The following is a 16,983-nucleotide window of genomic DNA, read 5'->3' as shown; positions in this document are numbered from 1 at the left end:
TTTCTGTAAATAGCGAGAAAATGCGGCCCAATAGATCGATTGAGAGTTGGCTGAAAATTAGCTTTCAGCAGGTATATATTGTGTCAGTGGACAACTCTTACAACCTTTTTCAGGGAGGTCAGTGTTGGTGTGCACACGGTCGATTAACGCGGCGACAGCGGCTTTGCTGTCAGCAAAAATCTCATCTTCACCAATCTTGGCGAGCAGGCCGGTACGCTCCATTACTGTGATAACCTGGCCCTTGATTCCGCACATGGCAAAGCCGAGACCGGCACTGCGTACCCGTTTGACGAGCATCTCAAGCGCCTCCTCACCAGAAGCATCCATATCGTTGATACCGCGGGCATCAAGCAGAATGTAACGGAGATCAGGCTGATCGGTACGAAATTTCAATACCTGTTCGTCGAGATAACTGGCATTAGCGAAGAAAAGAGCACCGTCGAACCGTACTACAGCAATATGGCGGCAACCCTTCAAGCGGAAGTGCTCAGCGCTCTTGAGTACTTTTTCTTCGTTCATGGACAGGCTGGCAACCACCGGTCTCATGGACTTATAAAGAAATACAGTCATGGAGAGTGCAACACCGACCATGATGCCTTTATCGAGGTGTGGTGCGAAATACAGGGTTATAAGGAAACTCAGTACTGAGATTGCCCCGTCATACCATTGTGCCTTCCAGGCGTGGACGAAGCCCTTTACATTGACAAGGCCGATTACCGCCATCATGATAACCGCCGCCAGAACAGCCTGTGGAAGATGGTAGAGGAGCGGGGTAAAGAACAACAGGGTGATAACAACCATCAATGAGGTAACGACCGAAGAAATACCAGAGACGGCACCGGCCTGCAAGTTTACAGCGGAACGTGAGAACGAACCGGAGACTGCGTAACTGGAGCCGATGGAACCAAGGATGTTACCAAGACCCTGACCAATAAGTTCCTGGTTCGGATCAAGTTTCTGGCCGGTCTGGGCAGCCATTGCCTTGGCGATGGCGATTGCCTCCATGAAACCGAGCAAAGAGATGATAATTGCGGTTGGCAGAAGCTTGAAAAAGGTCTTTGAGTCGAGCTCAGGTACAGACAGTGTTGGTAATCCTTCAGGGATTTTACCGACAATGGCGCCACCGCCCATGACCTTGATCTGGGCAGCATCCAGGACGTTGTTACCCACCTTGATTCTCCAGGTGCCGCCATCTGTGGTAACGTCTGAAGGGACATTATCCTTGGGATAAAAAGTGTACGCGCCATCAGTTTCTACTGCTTCAAACTTCATGTAGCGCAGTCCTTCCCTGATGGTGCTGGCTTTGTGCTTAAGTTCGGCCATTTCGGAAGTGAGAATGGCGATCTGGCTTTCTAGACGAATAATATCGATAGACTGCCCATGCCCTGAGCTTTCCTTTAGATTTTCCTCGTCAACCTGGAGCCCTACAGCTGCCCTTTCCTCACCGAGTGTTTGGATATCGCTGATGACACCGTTGAATTCGGTGATCGTTTCAGCCAGACCAGGAGCCTTCATGGCACTTACATCGACCACGGAATCCTTGTTGAAGCCGGTGAAGAAGGAAAAGACTGTAGTGATTGCAACAGCGATCAGCACGTTAGGTATACGTGGGTTGATCTTGCGCAGTCCAACCATGATAACAACAGCCGTTATGCCGTAGATAAGGGTTGGGATATGAGTGTAATCAATGGCAGCTTCTCCAACCCGGATGAGGGTTTCGTAATGGTGCTCTGCCTTATCGACATACACCCCGAAAAATTTGGAGAACTGAGAAGAGGCGATAATAATCGCCGCAGCATTGGTAAAACCGTTTACAACAGGATGCGAGAGAAAGTTCACCACCAGCCCCAAGCGAAGCACGCCAAGGGAGAACTGGAAGATACCAACTGTGAGTGCTAGCGCGACAGAATAGGCAATAAACTCTGCCGATCCTGCAGTGGCGAGCGGCTCAAGAGAAGCTGCTGACATGAGTGAAACGACAGCAACGGGGCCGGTTGCAAGTTGGCGACTCGAGCCGAAAAGCGCTGCAACCATAGGAGGTAGAAACGCTGCATAAAGACCATAATATGCCGGCAGACCTGCCAGCTGTGCGTAGGCCATCGACTGGGGAATTAAAACGAGAGCAACGGTAATACCAGCAAGAAGGTCAATCTTGAACTTGCCGCCGTCATAGTCCTTAAACCATGACAGGAAAGGGAAAAATTTAAGAATGATGTTCATTGGTAACCCTAAATAATAAATGTCAAATTAATGTTTGCATCAAGCGTCGTAAAAAGAGACTTTTCCTGTTTCCAGTTCATAATAAGCCGGAATTACGAGTACATCTCCGTTTTGTACCCTGTCGGAGATTATCGGCTCCGATTCGGCTATCTTCTGGGCGATATGGCAGGCGAGTTCTTTTGATGCATCATTAACAACATCTGTACTGTCCTCCCGGACCTTCTTCAATGCGGTCTGGATAGCGGGTGCTACAGAGTTGATGTGGCCTTCGAGCGCTGTACCGCTAGCTACCGCGGCTACTGCACCGCAACTGGAATGCCCCATTACAATAACGAGTTTGGTGTTGAGATGCGCGACTGCATACTCAATACTCCCAAGTGAGTGATCACCGATGACGTTTCCGGCAACACGTACAACAAACAGGTCGCCAAGTCCCTGGTCAAAAATGTTGACCGGCGGAACCCGGGAATCTGCACAGGTCAGGATCGTGGCAATCGGAGCCTGGCCTTTAGAAAGTAGTTGGCGTACTTCCTCGTTGTGATTCGGGTGCTCGGGGACACCGTTCATGAATCGCTGATTTCCATCCTTCAAAATCTGCAGTGCTTCATTTGCCGTGGGGCGTTTAATAGGTTCGTTTCCCATGGTAAATCTCCTTTAAGGTTTCAAGTTCAAAAACTATATAAACTTCAAAGAGCCTAGGCTCTACACGTGCATAAAAGTTTGCGACCATCAGCAGGTTCTATTTTCCCATTATATTTGGAGACACTAATCAAAGCGCTCTGTGCTAGAAAGTCAAGAAAAATAGTCCGCTTATAGCGCACATATGCACGATTGGTAATATTTTTGTTAGTAAATAAGATTATTATGAGATATTCATAGCATATTGAATAAAACAATGGAAAAACTGGGCACTACAGCGTGTTCTATTATAGCGTCATTCAGGCTCTGGTGTGATGAATTGATGTTAGGTGACAGAGGTAAATTAAATGGTTGAGACTCATCCCTATAGGGTTGTCCTGGCAGATGATCATGTACTGATCAGGCATGGAATTAAGAATATTATTTCTCAAAATGATGACCTTGAAGTTGTTGGGGAAGTCGGAGACGGAGAAGAATTGCTGGAGCTCCTTGATAGGCAACCGGTTGATCTTGTAATACTTGATATAAGTATGCCGAAGATTGGCGGCATGGAGGCTGTGGGCCAGGTCAAAGCGAAGTGCTCATGGGTGAAAGTTCTCATCTTGACCATGCACAAAAGCAAACAGTATTTTTATCATTCAATGACTGCAGGTGCAGACGGGTATATGGTAAAGGACGATTCTGATGAGGAGTTGCTGATCGCTATCCGTAAAATCCAATCAGGGAAGAGTTATATTTCGCCATTTATTGCTGAGGATTTTGCAGATGATGTTATCAACACCTATCGAGGAGAACGGAAAAGTCCTTTTCAGCAGTTAACAAAACGGGAGAAGGAAATACTCCAACTCGTCGTTGACGGCTATACCAGCAAACAGATGGCGGACAATCTGGGGCTGAGCCCGAGAACCGTCGACCACCATCGCTCAAGTTTGCTTCGTAAGTTTCAGATGAAGAATAGCGTCGACCTGGTGAATTTTGCCGTGCGAAACGGCTTTGTCACCCCTGTCAAATATTAGGATTAAACGAAATAGTTGTAATATTGGTGAAGTGAAACACTAATAATTGATGCGGAAATGTTACTAATTCAATAATTTTTCATTTTTTTTTGCATGCAGTAGGTATGTTGTTGCTGCTGTTGATTTGCTTAATTAATTGATATTATTATAAAAGCATAGGAAAGTTGAAGGTGTACTAGGTATATGTACCTAGCGAAAAACAGGTAATTGTCTCAATTGTATTTTCCTCTGAACCCATTAATAATGCTTGTGTTTATTGAACGAAGTTCAGATTTCTTGAGGGGAAAAAGGAGAGTACACGATGAACAAAGGGGAGTTGGTTGCGGCAATAGCGGAGACCAGGGGAATTACCAAAGTCCAGGCTGAGAAAGCGCTGAACATCGTACTTAAGAACATGGTGGAAGCCATGGAGCGTGGTGAGCGTGTCACACTTGTTGGCTTTGGCTCATTTAAGGTCGTTGAGCGCGCTGCCCAGAAAGGGCGTAACCCCCAGACCGGACAGTCTATTATCATTCCTGCGCACAACGTTGTGAAATTCAAACCAGGCAAGCGTCTGTGTGAAAAAGTTCAGTAAGCCTGCCTTATTTGAATTGAATCGAATCTGTTAGCTTCTGGTGAGGTGTGAACGATACAGCCAAATGCTCATACCTGTGAAAATCATGGCAAAACTGAGAAGTTGCCCCATGGTAAAAGAAGCAAACAGATAACCGATTTGCTGGTCCGGTTCTCGGACCAGCTCCACTAACGATCTCAAGACTCCATAACCTATGAGAAAAAGCGAGAGGATCGAACCGTGTGGCCATCCTTTGAGGCCTCGCCATGGTTTGCTTTTCAGTGACCAGAGGATGATGAACAATACAAGGCCCTCAAGCAGTGACTCGTAGAGTTGGGATGGATGTCTTGGTAAGGGACCACCGCCTGGGAATACCATCCCCCAGGGGACTTCAGTTGTGCGACCGAAGAGTTCACCATTGATAAAGTTGCCGATTCTACCAAGGCCCAGACCAATCGGGATCGTTGCAGCATAGAGATCGGCTGTTTTCCAGAAATCGATCTTGTTTTTCCTGGTGAAAATCCAGGCCCCCCCGATGAGGGCGATGCATGCACCGTGAAAGGACATGCCACCGGAGGTAAGGGCAAGCATCTGAAGAGGATTTTCCAGGTAAAAATCAAGATTGTAGAAAAGGATATAGCCAAGCCTGCCACCAAGTACAACTCCAAGCAGGAGAACGAAATTAAGATTTTCAAAGTGCTCTGAGAGTTCATTGTAGCCAAAGCGGCGTATCTGGTGCCGCACCAGGATGTAAGTAGCAATAAAGCCAAGCACATACATGAGTCCATACCAGCGGACCTGGAAGGGACCGCCGATATTGAATAGAACCGGATCGATTTCTGGGTAGGTGAGCATTGTGTATTATTGGTGTCTGCGGCGCCGGAGATGCACCTGGAGAACTGATATTGCTGCAGGCGTTACTCCGGAAATGCGTGAAGCCTGGCCGAGCGAGAGTGGCTTGATTGTAGTCAACTTTTCCACGACCTCATTGGAAAGTCCTGACATCGATTGGTAGTCGAGTTCTTCAGGCAGTTTGACCGCTTCCATTTTCTTGAATCGTTCAACCTGTTCACGCTGGCGGTCAATATACCCCTGGAATTTGATCTCAAGCTGGATTTCGTCGCAGACATCAGAGGCGGCAAGATTGTCCAGCCTTTGCTGTACCACATCGGCCAGGGGGAGTTGGGCAAGTTTATGCAGATCAATTTCAGGCCTTCTAAGGAGGTCGGCAAGGTAATATTTTTGTTTAGCCGGGGTGCTGCCAAGTTCGACCAGTGCATCGCTTATTTCACTGGTTGGTCGTACCGTTTCAGTTTTGAGCAGTTCAAGTCCTTCCTGGATGGCAGCCTGTTTGGCAATGAAATGCTGGTAACGGTCCTGGTCAAGCAGACCTATGTCAAATCCTTTCTGGCAAAGCCTGAGATCTGCGTTGTCTTCGCGCAGCAAAAGTCTGTATTCGGCTCTTGAGGTAAAGAGACGATAAGGCTCTTTAGTGCCGAGGGTTACAAGGTCATCTATGAGTACACCTATATATGCCTCAGAACGATCAAGAATGAATGGTTCTTCTCCGCGAACATAGCGCACGGCGTTGATGGCAGCCATCAAACCCTGTGCAGCAGCCTCCTCATAACCGGAGGTGCCGTTGATCTGACCGGCAAGGTAAAGGCCATCAAAGCGTTTGGTGGCAAGTGATGGGCGAAGTTCAAGCGGATCAATGTAATCATATTCAATAGCATAGCCAGGTCGAATAATCTTTGCATTTTCAAGACCTTTGATTGAGCGGATCATGGCAATCTGCGTGTTGAGAGGGAGACTGGTGGGTAACCCGTTGGGATAAACTTCTGTGGTGTCGAGACCTTCCGGCTCAAGGAAAACCTGATGTCTGAGCTTTTCCGGAAAGCGCATAACCTTGTCTTCGATGGAAGGACAATACCGTGCGCCAATGCCTTCTATTATACCGGTGTACATCGGGGACTGATCAATTCCCTGCCTGATAACCTCATGTGTTGTTTCGTTGGTATAGGTAATATGGCAGGGGAGCTGAGGCAGAGTATAGCGTCCTGAAGAGGCGAAGGAAAAGTGTGCAGGAGGCTGATCACTATGCTGGGGTTCCAGTTCTGAATAGTCGATAGTATTCGCATCAAGCCTGGGGACGGTACCTGTCTTCATCCGGCCAACCTGAAAACCCGCCTCTTTAAACCACTGAGCAAGTTTAACGGATGGCGAATCGCCAAGACGGCCTGCTGGAAAATTCTTCAACCCAATATGCACGAGGCCGTTTAAAAATGTCCCTGTGGCAACGATAACTGCGGCAGCACGGATCTCTTCATTGAGAGAAGTGGTGATGCCACAAACTTTGTTGTCTTCTACGATGAGGGAGTCGGCAACTGTCTGGCTGATCGTAAGATTTTTCTGATTTTCGAGTACAGACTTCATTCGCAGCCGGTAAAGGAGTCTGTCAGCCTGGGCCCGGGATGATCTGACTGCCGGTCCTTTGCTGGTATTGAGCCTTCTGAACTGGATAGAAGTGGCGTCTATATTTGTTGCCATTTCACCACCAAGAGCGTCTATCTCCCGGACCAGGTGACCTTTAGCCAATCCGCCAATGGCGGGGTTGCAGGACATGGCACCAATTGTATCAGCGTTGATAATGGTTACCAGAGTATTACATCCCATGCGGGCACTGGCCAGCGCAGCTTCACAACCGGCATGGCCTGCACCAATTACTATTACATCGTAGTCGTTCATTGATTTTATTTGCTTATCCTAGGGAGTGCTGTTCAGCACAAGTTCAATGTTGATTTTTTTTCCACCAGATCACCGCCCAGCGCGGTGGTGTCTCACGGATAATTGTTATACTGCCGTCCGCGTTGGGCTGAGACTTTTGATTCAGGTAGCGCCTGACCAGTAACTCCTCTTCATCGTTCATGTCTTTCAACATCCAGCTATACGAGAGAAAGGCCTGGTCAAGACTTTCAAAATGTAATTCTTTTTCAAGCTCAATAATTACGACGTTTGGGTGTATATTTTTAGTATACAATGTATTGAGCGTATAGATATAATCGGGGCCGGACTGAAAGCTTCGGCCCACGGCCTCGTAGAGATCGGGATCGAATGGGGTAGGCGAAATCCGATCTACTATAAACACGTATTTGGCAGCGTAACTGTTAAGTTTGTCAATTGCTCCTGAGATGTCCTTGACGTTCAGGGAGCGGGAAGCAATTGTTATATCGTGTACGTTGATATTTTTTTGCTGCCAGTTATCCTCCCAGGCGCACTGAATGGTACGGATGTTTTTCAGTTGTTCTTTTCGGGCGTTTTGTTGCAGGATATCGAGCATACCGGGTGAGAAGTCGATGGCCGTTACCGAACAGACTTTTCTGGCCAGGGGGATAGCCAGAGTGCCAGGACCACAACCGATATCAAGTACAGTTGTTTCAGGCGTAAGCGGCAAATGTTGCAAAAGCAGACTGGTAAACGGGGAGTCGCTGTTGCGCGAGGCAAATGACGCAGATTTTTTATCCCAATCCGATGGGCCTTTGCTGGACCAGCCTCTTTTGTCACGGGCGTTTTGCCAGAGAAGGTTCCAGTCGAGGTCGTTGTATGTATAATTAGCAAAGTCTGTCATGTGGAGGATACCGAAGCAATTGAACTCAGGAGACGCGATAGATCATGTATTTCGCCTGAAAGTATCATAGCGGACTGTTCTATGCAAGACGAGGTGTTCCTGACAGGTGAAAATGTTTGACAGTCTGTGACTTCTGTGGTTAATATTCATCTTTTGTGATTTTTAAATCCCCGGATAAAATTTGGGCATAACGCTATTGGGGAGGCAAGCTCTTATAAATCAAGGATGTACAGGTTTAAAGAGCTCGACAAAGGCCTGGGAAATTTTAGAATACTCCGTGCAGCGCACGGATTAGTACAAGAGGAAGTGAATTATGAGCAAGCGTACTTTTCAGCCAAGCAACATCAAACGTAGTCGCACCCATGGATTTCGTGCCCGTATGGCAACTCGCGCAGGACGTGCAATTCTTAATGCTCGCAGAGCGCGCGGTCGTAAACGTTTGTCCGCATAACCGAGCTTTTTTGAAAAAACTTTCATTTCCCAAGGACTCTCAGCTACGCAAAGGCTGGGAGTTCAATAGGGTATATGACCAGGGCAAACGTTTGCACGGCAAGGGATTTTCTCTCATCTGTTGTCCAAACGACCTGGGGTACAGCCGGATCGGGATCAGTGTAAACCGGAAAATTCGGGGTGCTGTCAGGAGAAATCGCATCAAACGGATAATTCGAGAATCGTTCCGCTTGGAGCGGGAACTCTATCCGTCCGGTGCCGATATCGTATTTGCAGTCAGGCCTGACTTCGCATTCACCTCTCCCCTTTCCATCAGTAAAGCGGTTGAACCACTGACCCGCAAGTGGAGAGCAATACATGAAAGCTGAGATCAGAATATCTCAGATTCCCAAGATTATGCTCTTGTGGATGGTTCGCGGATATCAATATTTGATATCCCCATTACTTCCCCCCAGCTGCCGCTTTACTCCCACGTGTTCTGCGTACACAATCGAGGCACTAAAGAAATATGGTGCGATACGGGGGACATATCTCGGCATTCGTCGTATACTGCGTTGCCATCCATTTTCGAGAGGCGGTTATGATCCTCTGCGCTAAGCGGTTGCCGCCACACTTATTTAACTTCCATTCCACGGGATCATTTCTGTGGCGTAAATTCAATCGGTAAGCACATGGATATCCAAAGAGCCATATTGGCAGTAATTCTATCTTTCGCCATATTGTTTGGTTACCAGTACTTTTTTGTCGGGTTTGAGCCTGAGCAGACTCAGGTTGTGACCCAGGTGGAAGGTACCGCAGTTGATGGTAGCCAGCAAATAGCAACTCCACAAGAGACACAGGCGCCGGCAATGGTTACTCCGGTTCAGCCGGTTGTAATGCATCCTGAGGCCAGGGATATCACTGTGGACACCGATCTGTATACTGCAGTGTTCACAGAAAATGGTGGCGCGCTGAAGCGGATCTCATTGAAAGAGCACTTCCATACAATGGAAGAAAATGCTCCGGGAGAAGAGCTCGTCAATTCCAGCGATGCGGCTGGCTACCCACTGAAATTTTCCTGGGGTGGCGCGGTTGGTCAGGATCTCCTCTACAAGGCCACCAGCGAGGGCGTGACTTTCAGCGATGGCAAGGCCCGTCTGGTGATGGAAGCTGATGCCGGAGCAGGTCTTGTTATTACCCGTACCTACACTTTCGCCAAGGACAGTTATCTGTTCGACCTCGCGGTGACTGTACGAAATACCAGCGGCAGCGTTCTTCAGGGAATGCCGCAGTTGCAGCAGGTCAACACTCCATTCCTGAAAACCGGTAGTCCGGCTGATGGCTTTCTCTTCCGTGGGCCGACCAGTTATCAGAATGGCGATCTCAATGAGGTGAAGGTCAAGAAGTACAAAGACGGCCCGATGACCCTGCAGGGTAATTTTGATTGGGCAGGTTACGGCAGTCATTATTTCGTAAGGGCCATTATCCCATATGAAGGGATCGGCACCAGTTACCATATGCAAGGTGATGAAGAGCTTACTGTCACCACATTGTCCGGAGATCTGGACACGCTTCAGCCAGGAGCCGAGAAGACCTATAGTTACGGAATCTACTACGGACCGAAAAAAGTAAAGGTGATGGAGGAGATCGGGCACAATCTCCAGAAGGCTGTAAACTTCGGATTCTTTGATTTTATCGCCCGTCCAACCCTCTGGTTGTTGAACTTCTTTTACGGATTTGTTCACAACTACGGTATTGCCATCATCCTGGTGACCGTTCTCTTCAAGGCAGTTTTCTGGCCAATTACCCAAAAGGGTATGAAGTCGATGAAAAATATGCAGAAACTTCAGCCGAAGATGGTGAAGATCAAAGAGAAGTACAAGGATGATCCAACCAAGATGAATCAGGAGGTGATGGGCCTCTACAAGACCTATAAGGTCAATCCACTGGGCGGCTGTCTGCCAATGGTGTTACAGATTCCGGTATTCTTTGCACTTTATAAGGTCCTGTTGCAGAGTATTGAGCTTCGCCATGCGCCGTTCATGCTCTGGATTAACGACCTTTCGGCGCCAGACAGATTGTGGATTGGTTTCGATATTCCATACCTGCACGGTATTCCAGTATTGACATTGATGATGGGCGCTTCCATGTTTATTCAACAGAAGTTCACCCCAACGACAGCTGACCCGACTCAGGCAAGAATTCTGATGTTCCTGCCGGTGATCTTTACCTTTATGTTTCTCAATTTTGCCTCTGGTCTGGTACTCTACTGGTTTGTCAACAACCTGTTGTCGATTCTCCAGCAGCAGTTGATCAACCGCGAAGTGGCGCAAAAGGCAGCCTGATTCCGGCAAATTCGCATCCGATCTCATGATGAGATCGGATCGCGGTAGCTGAGAAACCTAAAAGCAGAGAGAAGCAATGTCTGGTGAAAAAAAAGACTTTTTCGGAAAAGAAGTTACAGACGCAATAAAGAAAGCTTGTGAGACCTTAAACGTTCCACAGGAAATGCTTGATATCGAGGTATTGGAAACGGGATCAAATGGGATTTTTGGGCTTATTCGCAGAAAGGCCAAAATTCGAGTTTCCTTAAAGCAGGATGTCGATGAAGATTTCGCGAATGCGATCTCTTCAGCAAAACAGCCTGAGCCTGAAGAGACGGTTGAGGAGCAACACGCTGAAGAGTCTGTGGCTGATGAAACTCAATCCGTTGATGATGCTGAGCCAATTGCGAAAGCAGCTATCCCAGTCGAAGAAAAAAGCGAATCCGCTGAAATCGAAGTAGAGGCGGAGGCAGAGGCAGAGGCCGAGACTGAAGCAAGCGCTCAGAGTGTTGCAATTGTCAAGGCTCAGCTTGTACAATTGCTTGAGAAGATGGGGTATCCCTCAGAGGTTGCGGTTTCCAATGAAGGGCTTGCTGTTGAATGCAATGTCAGCGGTGAATTTGAAGAGGAGCTCGCAGGTCCGGAAGGCAAAACCTTAGACTCCATTCAATACCTGCTCCGCAAAATGGTGGCAAGACAGTGTCCGGAGCGACTTCGGATCAAGGTCAATGTCGGTAGTTTCCGTGAGCGCAGGCTTGAAGAACTCAAGCAGAAAGCCGTAGAGTATGCTGCTAAAGTCAAGGAGACAGGCAAAACCCAGGTTCTTCCGGCACTTAACCCTTCCGAACGCCGCGAAATACATATGGTACTCCAGGAAGACAAAGAAGTTCGCAGCCGATCTGTTGGAGACGGACTCTTCAAAAAAATCCTTATCTACAAACCTGGGAAAGCCGGACGTGGCGGCCGCAAAAAAGGCGGTAATCGCGGTGGTCGCAAAGGCAGGAATGGAAAAAACGGGGCAAAACCCACAAGTGATGAGTAAGCTGCCTGCACACGATTGCTCGCAGCTGTAGAGAAAAAATGAGCAATCATCTCAATCAGGAAAATACCATAGCTGCAATGTCTACTCCCCCTGGTGCAGGTGGAATCGGCATTATCAGAATGAGCGGCGCAGAATCTCTCGAGATTCTGCGCCGTATTTTTGTGCCGTTGGACAAAAACTGCGCTTACGAAAGTCATCGCCTTTATTATGGTCATGTAACAGACCCGGCAGACAGCAAAGTGCTTGATGAGGTGCTTGCAGTTTATATGCAGGCTCCGCGCACCTATACCAGGGAAGATGTGGTCGAAATTCACTGCCACGGCTCATTTCTGGTATTGCAGAATGTGCTTGAACTGCTTCTCCGTCAGGGGGTCGAACTGGCTGAACCCGGAGAATTCACCAAAAGAGCATTTCTCAATGGCAGAATCGACCTTACCCAGGCAGAAGCGGTAATCGACATTCTCACTGCCCGCACCAACAAAGGTGTAGATCTGGCGCAGGAACAACTCTCCGGTTCACTCTTTCAACAAATAGATATAATTCGCAAAAGCCTGACCAACATGCGGGCGGTTATAGAGGTGGCGATCGATTTTCCGGATGAAGATGTGGAAATTGTCGATCACAGCCATCTTATCAGCCAGCTGGACACTGAAGTGGCATCACCGCTGGACAAACTTTTGCGAAGTGCAGAGCAGGGCAAGATCTATCGGGAAGGGATTTCAGTGGTTATAGCCGGGCTTCCCAATGTCGGCAAATCAAGCCTGCTCAATACTCTATTGCAGGAAGAGCGGGCCTTGGTTACAGAGATCCCGGGGACAACCAGAGATACAATTGAAGAATATATAGATATTCTCGGAATGCCGGTACGACTTGTTGATACTGCGGGTATCAGGGAAGATGCCGAGACTGTTGAGGAACTCGGAATTCAGCGAGCGAAGGAGTTGATTAACGCGGCAGACCTGGTGCTGTTCATGCTCGACGGAGCTCGGGAAATATCTGCTGCAGACGTCCGCCTTTATGAGTCAGTTGCTCATAAGCCTTTACTGGTGCTGGTTAATAAAACCGATGTGTGCAAAGTTCATGAAGGCTTTACCAGGCCTCTTGGTACCGATGCTCCGGCTGTTTATATATCAGCCAGAGAGCAGCATGGTATCGAGGAACTGAAGAAAGCGATTTTTAATCGTGTGGCGTCCGGTAGTGAGCAGTGGGAGGAGACTGCTTGTGCGCCGAATATGCGGCATAAGCTGGCGCTGCAAAAAGCCAATGAAGCTTGTATCCGGATTCAGGAAGCATTGAATATGGGGTTAACCAGTGATCTGATCGCGGTCGAATTACAGGAATGTCTCGATCAACTTGGTGAGATTGTTGGTGAGACGACCACAGAAGATATCCTTGACGTTATTTTTGAACAGTTTTGTCTTGGCAAGTAATAATCTGTTGCCTGGTGAAGTTCTTCTCTGTGTTTTTCATCGCTCAGATCGGTGATCGAACAAATGGGGCATCGCCAGGCGATACCCCATTTGTTGTAATTCATAAGGTCATTTCCAACACTGCCTGCACTACTTTGTCAGCTCCTTCCGCTATTTGGTCTACCCGTGAATCAAGCATATAGCATGGGGTCGTGACTACCTTGTTCGCAGTATCCACAGTTATTTCACAATGCATGGTTTTTTGGTGATGGGCTCCCATTGCTATCAGGGCCTCTGATGTCCCTTGATCCTGCCCGATTGTAACAGTAACCTCCTGGATGATCTGAGCAATGATTACCGGAGCGATGCAGAGTGCACCAATGGGTTTGCCTGCCTCATGAATCATTTTTATGGCTTTTGCCACGCCGGGTTCTACAGTGCAATCCGGTCCTTTAAAGGCAAAGTCTGAGAGGTTTTTGGCAGCTCCAAAGCCTCCAGGTAGTATCAGAGCATCGAAACTATCTGCTGAAAAATCCTTTAAATCGACAACATTTCCACGGGCAATTCTAGCCGATTCGACAAGAACGTTTCGGCTTTCAGTCATTTCTTCGCCGGTCAGGTGATTTATCACATGGTGTTGGTTCCTGTCCGGGGCGAAACAGGTGTACTGGGCACCATATTTATGGATGGCAAGTAACGTGAGAGTCGCTTCATGGATCTCTGTCCCATCAAGATAGCCGCATCCAGATAACAGTACAGCGATGTTTTTCTGCATCGTGTTTCTCCTATTGCACCCTCTATGGGGTTGGTTTGTACCTAGAGTAGCCTGCCTCTTTCATCTAACCTGAATAGAAATTTTCATTATGCTTGATGGTATTGATGCCCTGTCAGTGAGCCTGTATCTCCCTCAGCAGTGCTTCGGCATCTTCGCGTTCTGCAAACTCTTGTTCTGAGTCGACAGACGATTGCAACGCCTCGATTGCACTTTTGGGATCATTGTTACCCTTTTGGGCGAGCGCCATGTGGTAGAGAATGATTGGATTCTCAGGATCTGCTTCCAGTGCCTGCTGAAACTGGGATATGGCCAGCCCATACGATTCCCGTTTCAGATGAACCACTCCGAGGGTGTCGGCGATATGGGGGTCGTCAGGTAGTGCCTGTTTAGCAAGCATGGCGAGCCGGAGTGCCTCTCCAAGGTCGGCATTTTCATCACTCGCAAGAATATAGGCAAGATTATTGGCGGCTGACGGCAGGTCCGGCGCGACTGTAAGAACGTGTTCATAGTGCTTTCTAGCCTCCCCCATCTGGCCTTTTGTTTCGTATAAGGTGGCAAGTCCAAGGCCTGCAGGGATGGAATCAGGCTGAGACTTCAGCAACCCAAGAAACTCGTTAATGGCTTCATCTGTGCGGCCCATCGAATGCATAAGCCGCGCAGATGCAACAAAAGAGTGAGGCAGGTCTGGTGCAAGTTCCTGGGATTTTGCATAAGCTTCCAGCGCCTCTTCTGGTTGTCCTCCCTGGGAGAGAATGTTACCGAGCAGCATATAGTGTCCGGCTGTATCAGGTGAACGTTCAATCTGTTGTTTGACAATCTCTATTCCTCTTCCAATATCATTTTCTGATGCAAGCGAGGCGTAGAGCGCTAAAGCTTTTGCATTGTCCGGTGCCAGTTCGACAAGTTTCTGGAAGGTTTTTTCCGCCTGTTCCTTGTCTTGTTTACCGAGATAGGCGAGGCCGAGACTGCCGAGCATGTCAAGATCCGTTGGGGTGATTTTACGTATCTCTTCAATAGCTTTTATTGCGTCATCAAAGCGTTTTTCCGCAAGCAGTGCTTTAGCCATCAATTTGGCTGCAGCAAGATTTTTGTTGTCCAGGCGCAAGGCTATGGTGGCCTCCCGGCCCGCCCCGTCAAACTCGCCTCTCCCGAGCAAAATCCTCGCCAGAAGTGTATGATAGCGACTGTTGGCTGGTGCAAGTTGAAGAGCAGTTGCAGCCGACTTTTGTGCAAGCTCGAGATCTCCGGAGCGCATATGGGTAAGGGCCATAAAGTAATGTGGGTCAGGCCACTTCGGGTAGTTCGACGTGAGAGAGATGAGCAGCTCCAAACCCTCATTGAGTTGATTATCATTGAGTAGTAGCTTGGCTTTGACAAATTGGGCACCGCCGTGATTCGCGTTGTCAGAAAGGATTGACTCACAAATTTCGCTGGCTTTATCAAACCGTCTCAATTCAAAATAGGCATTGGCAAGTTCGGCTTTGAGTTGAATGGAATCAGGGAGGTCCGTCGTGGCAATTTCGAGGAAGTCTACCGCCTGCTGATACTGGTTTCCGGTCCGGTAGATATTAGCAACGGCTGACCTGAGGTCGCTGGATTCTGGATCAAGTTCTACAGCTTTCTGGGCGGCGGTCATTGCTTTATCAATATCCTTTGTTTGCAAATAAAAATTGGAAAGCAAAGAATAGGAACGCCAGTCTTGCGGGAAACTCTCCACCATTTGCAGCAAAATTTCTTCTGCCTTCTCTTTATCCTGCTGCTGTTGATAGAAAAAGAGTAGTGTTCTAAAATTATTGGAATTTTCAGGGTTTGCTTCAAGAGCCTTCAAAAACATTTCTTCGCTTGTTTCGAAATCCTTCTCGACGGCCGCAATGCGGCCCCTCAAGTTGAAAAAACGGTCTGATTGGGGATCTTTAGTTTTGAGGGTATTTACAACCTGCTGGGTGGCCTCAATGTTGCCAGCGAGTAGTTCCAGGTTAGCGAGCAGGTACAGAGCCTGAGTATTATCAGGCTCTATTTCCAGTACCTTCTCTATGTACTTTCTGGCATCGTCAGTTTCTTTGGCCATAAGCAGGAATTCAGTTACTTTGACAGCGGCATCAGTGTTGGCAGGTTCCAGGTCTGCTGTCCGCTTCAACTGGTTGAACCCAGCCTGCATGTTTCCTTCTTCGAGCTGTAAAAGGCCAAGCTGATACCTTGCTTCAGCGTATTTGGGGTCGATCTGGATGGCATTTCGAAGCTCTATTATTGCGGCCTTGTTGTCATCCTGCTCGATATATTCCATGGCCCTGTTGTAGTGTTTGAGCTTTTTCTTGTCGTCGTCTGAACAACCGGGAGTAATAAGGAGCATAATCATGATACAGCATAAAGAAATCAATCTTGAGAAGAGCATAACGTATCCTTTCAGAAAAAGTTAATCTGATGCTGCACGTGCTGAGACTGGTTGTGCCTTGAATTAAGAACTGGGTATAATCGTTACGCAATTTATTAGGACATAACAAATAACCGTAGTATATGTCGAATGATTTTCCTATCAAAAAAAACGTGCTGTCATCAAGGTGGCCTGCTTGTTCCGAACACTAGTATTACCATCTCATATATTGGGTGCCTGAGTAAATCAGTAAATGCCGCTGTTCATAGCAAAATTTTGCTGCCACGGGGGCAAAAGGCCCAGGAAATTAAAATTTCTGTATAAAGAGATGGGTTGAGAACCGATAAATTCTGAAGGAAAAAGAAGCTGAATGTTGTTATGCGATTGGGTGGGGGAGCCCCTTAAAGTGCGGGAGTGACATGCGGGAGTACCTATCTCCAACCGATAGATCAGTTGTCTTTTTCCCTTAGAAAATCTTTGGATTGGCAATATCGTTAAGGACGTCAAAAGTGATACTCACCTGGAAGCTTTGTAGTGTTGGGTCACGCCAGCTCTGTAGCCGCTCATCCAGCGCTTC

At 47.9% G+C, this 16,983-nt stretch carries 15 protein-coding genes; 8 read left to right on the top strand and 7 right to left on the bottom strand.

Annotation, left to right across the window (positions count from 1 at the left end):
* Positions 1 to 57: 57 nt before the first annotated feature.
* Both FCL45_RS23650 and FCL45_RS23645 read right to left on the bottom strand, forming a co-directional pair.
* Positions 58 to 2,220, bottom strand: a complete 2,163-nt coding sequence (locus tag FCL45_RS23650; RefSeq protein WP_136795140.1) for a SulP family inorganic anion transporter — start codon at positions 2,218 to 2,220, stop codon at positions 58 to 60.
* A gap of 39 nt (positions 2,221 to 2,259) precedes the next feature.
* Positions 2,260 to 2,862 carry a carbonic anhydrase gene (locus tag FCL45_RS23645; protein ID WP_136795139.1) on the bottom strand — a complete coding sequence of 201 codons (603 nt, stop codon included), beginning with the start codon at positions 2,860 to 2,862 and terminating at the stop codon, positions 2,260 to 2,262.
* Between the two features lie 344 nt (positions 2,863 to 3,206).
* Here FCL45_RS23645 and FCL45_RS23640 point away from each other — a divergent pair, with 344 nt between their 5' ends.
* Together FCL45_RS23640 and FCL45_RS23635 are read left to right on the top strand one after the other, a co-directional pair.
* Positions 3,207 to 3,875 carry a response regulator gene (locus FCL45_RS23640; protein ID WP_136795138.1) on the top strand — a complete coding sequence of 223 codons (669 nt, stop codon included), beginning with the start codon at positions 3,207 to 3,209 and terminating at the stop codon, positions 3,873 to 3,875.
* A gap of 301 nt (positions 3,876 to 4,176) precedes the next feature.
* Entirely contained in the window at positions 4,177 to 4,449 is a 273-nt protein-coding gene (locus FCL45_RS23635; protein WP_136795137.1) for an HU family DNA-binding protein, read from the top strand.
* A 30-nt stretch (positions 4,450 to 4,479) separates the two neighbouring features.
* On the opposite strand, the gene lgt is transcribed toward FCL45_RS23635, so the two are convergent.
* The 3 genes from lgt to FCL45_RS23620 are packed head-to-tail and all read right to left on the bottom strand — an operon-like array spanning position 4,480 to position 8,056.
* Positions 4,480 to 5,283, bottom strand: coding sequence for a prolipoprotein diacylglyceryl transferase (gene lgt / locus FCL45_RS23630; protein WP_136795136.1), 804 nt, complete (start codon positions 5,281 to 5,283; stop codon positions 4,480 to 4,482).
* Positions 5,284 to 5,289: 6 nt separating this feature from the next.
* The gene (mnmG, locus tag FCL45_RS23625) at positions 5,290 to 7,176 is read right to left on the bottom strand and encodes a tRNA uridine-5-carboxymethylaminomethyl(34) synthesis enzyme MnmG (RefSeq protein WP_176360094.1); all 1,887 of its coding nucleotides are present in this window, start codon (positions 7,174 to 7,176) and stop codon (positions 5,290 to 5,292) included.
* 43 nt (positions 7,177 to 7,219) lie between these two features.
* Complete coding sequence (locus tag FCL45_RS23620) at positions 7,220 to 8,056, bottom strand: class I SAM-dependent methyltransferase (RefSeq protein ID WP_136795134.1); 837 nt, start codon at positions 8,054 to 8,056, stop codon at positions 7,220 to 7,222.
* 313 nt (positions 8,057 to 8,369) lie between these two features.
* Between FCL45_RS23620 and rpmH the strand changes: the two genes are divergently transcribed.
* From rpmH to mnmE, 6 genes are all read left to right on the top strand, one after another.
* Positions 8,370 to 8,507 carry a 50S ribosomal protein L34 gene (gene rpmH, locus FCL45_RS23615; protein ID WP_136795133.1) on the top strand — a complete coding sequence of 46 codons (138 nt, stop codon included), beginning with the start codon at positions 8,370 to 8,372 and terminating at the stop codon, positions 8,505 to 8,507.
* Positions 8,508 to 8,517: 10 nt separating this feature from the next.
* Positions 8,518 to 8,874, top strand: coding sequence for a ribonuclease P protein component (rnpA, locus tag FCL45_RS23610; protein ID WP_228721406.1), 357 nt, complete (start codon positions 8,518 to 8,520; stop codon positions 8,872 to 8,874).
* Between the two features lie 28 nt (positions 8,875 to 8,902).
* Positions 8,903 to 9,103 (top strand): membrane protein insertion efficiency factor YidD, encoded by a 201-nt coding sequence (yidD, locus tag FCL45_RS23605; protein ID WP_228721527.1) that lies wholly within the window; start codon positions 8,903 to 8,905, stop codon positions 9,101 to 9,103.
* Positions 9,104 to 9,177: 74 nt separating this feature from the next.
* Complete coding sequence (gene yidC / locus FCL45_RS23600; protein ID WP_136795130.1) at positions 9,178 to 10,830, top strand: membrane protein insertase YidC; 1,653 nt, start codon at positions 9,178 to 9,180, stop codon at positions 10,828 to 10,830.
* Positions 10,831 to 10,906: 76 nt separating this feature from the next.
* A complete protein-coding gene (locus FCL45_RS23595; protein ID WP_136795129.1) occupies positions 10,907 to 11,851 on the top strand; it encodes a Jag family protein in 945 nt (314 codons plus the stop codon).
* Between the two features lie 38 nt (positions 11,852 to 11,889).
* The gene (gene mnmE / locus FCL45_RS23590) at positions 11,890 to 13,281 is read left to right on the top strand and encodes a tRNA uridine-5-carboxymethylaminomethyl(34) synthesis GTPase MnmE (RefSeq protein WP_136795128.1); all 1,392 of its coding nucleotides are present in this window, start codon (positions 11,890 to 11,892) and stop codon (positions 13,279 to 13,281) included.
* 100 nt (positions 13,282 to 13,381) lie between these two features.
* On the opposite strand, the gene elbB is transcribed toward mnmE, so the two are convergent.
* Together elbB and FCL45_RS23580 are read right to left on the bottom strand one after the other, a co-directional pair.
* Entirely contained in the window at positions 13,382 to 14,035 is a 654-nt protein-coding gene (elbB, locus tag FCL45_RS23585) for an isoprenoid biosynthesis glyoxalase ElbB (RefSeq protein WP_136795127.1), read from the bottom strand.
* A 112-nt stretch (positions 14,036 to 14,147) separates the two neighbouring features.
* Positions 14,148 to 16,427: a tetratricopeptide repeat protein gene (locus tag FCL45_RS23580; RefSeq protein WP_136795126.1), complete on the bottom strand. Its 2,280-nt coding sequence runs from the start codon at positions 16,425 to 16,427 to the stop codon at positions 14,148 to 14,150.
* Between the last annotated feature and the right edge of the window lie 556 nt (positions 16,428 to 16,983).

It is taken from the genome of Desulfosediminicola ganghwensis (genome assembly GCF_005116675.2).
Taxonomy (GTDB): domain Bacteria; phylum Desulfobacterota; class Desulfobulbia; order Desulfobulbales; family Desulfocapsaceae; genus Desulfopila; species Desulfopila ganghwensis.
The sequence above is the reverse complement of the archived record's forward strand: the minus strand, read 5'-3'. Positions and strand labels throughout refer to the sequence as shown.

Excerpts from the sequence above, each read along its gene's own strand:
- yidD (WP_228721527.1), top strand. The coding sequence starts at position 8,903 with ATGCTCTTGTGGATGGTTCGCGGATATCAATATTTGATATCCCCATTA.
- FCL45_RS23650 (WP_136795140.1), bottom strand. The coding sequence starts at position 2,220 with ATGAACATCATTCTTAAATTTTTCCCTTTCCTGTCATGGTTTAAGGAC.
- lgt (WP_136795136.1), bottom strand. The coding sequence starts at position 5,283 with ATGCTCACCTACCCAGAAATCGATCCGGTTCTATTCAATATCGGCGGT.
- rpmH (WP_136795133.1), top strand. The coding sequence starts at position 8,370 with ATGAGCAAGCGTACTTTTCAGCCAAGCAACATCAAACGTAGTCGCACC.
- FCL45_RS23620 (WP_136795134.1), bottom strand. The coding sequence starts at position 8,056 with ATGACAGACTTTGCTAATTATACATACAACGACCTCGACTGGAACCTT.
- yidC (WP_136795130.1), top strand. The coding sequence starts at position 9,178 with ATGGATATCCAAAGAGCCATATTGGCAGTAATTCTATCTTTCGCCATA.
- FCL45_RS23580 (WP_136795126.1), bottom strand. The coding sequence starts at position 16,427 with ATGCTCTTCTCAAGATTGATTTCTTTATGCTGTATCATGATTATGCTC.
- FCL45_RS23635 (WP_136795137.1), top strand. The coding sequence starts at position 4,177 with ATGAACAAAGGGGAGTTGGTTGCGGCAATAGCGGAGACCAGGGGAATT.
- mnmE (WP_136795128.1), top strand. The coding sequence starts at position 11,890 with ATGAGCAATCATCTCAATCAGGAAAATACCATAGCTGCAATGTCTACT.
- elbB (WP_136795127.1), bottom strand. The coding sequence starts at position 14,035 with ATGCAGAAAAACATCGCTGTACTGTTATCTGGATGCGGCTATCTTGAT.
- FCL45_RS23645 (WP_136795139.1), bottom strand. The coding sequence starts at position 2,862 with ATGGGAAACGAACCTATTAAACGCCCCACGGCAAATGAAGCACTGCAG.
- mnmG (WP_176360094.1), bottom strand. The coding sequence starts at position 7,176 with ATGAACGACTACGATGTAATAGTAATTGGTGCAGGCCATGCCGGTTGT.
- FCL45_RS23640 (WP_136795138.1), top strand. The coding sequence starts at position 3,207 with ATGGTTGAGACTCATCCCTATAGGGTTGTCCTGGCAGATGATCATGTA.
- FCL45_RS23595 (WP_136795129.1), top strand. The coding sequence starts at position 10,907 with ATGTCTGGTGAAAAAAAAGACTTTTTCGGAAAAGAAGTTACAGACGCA.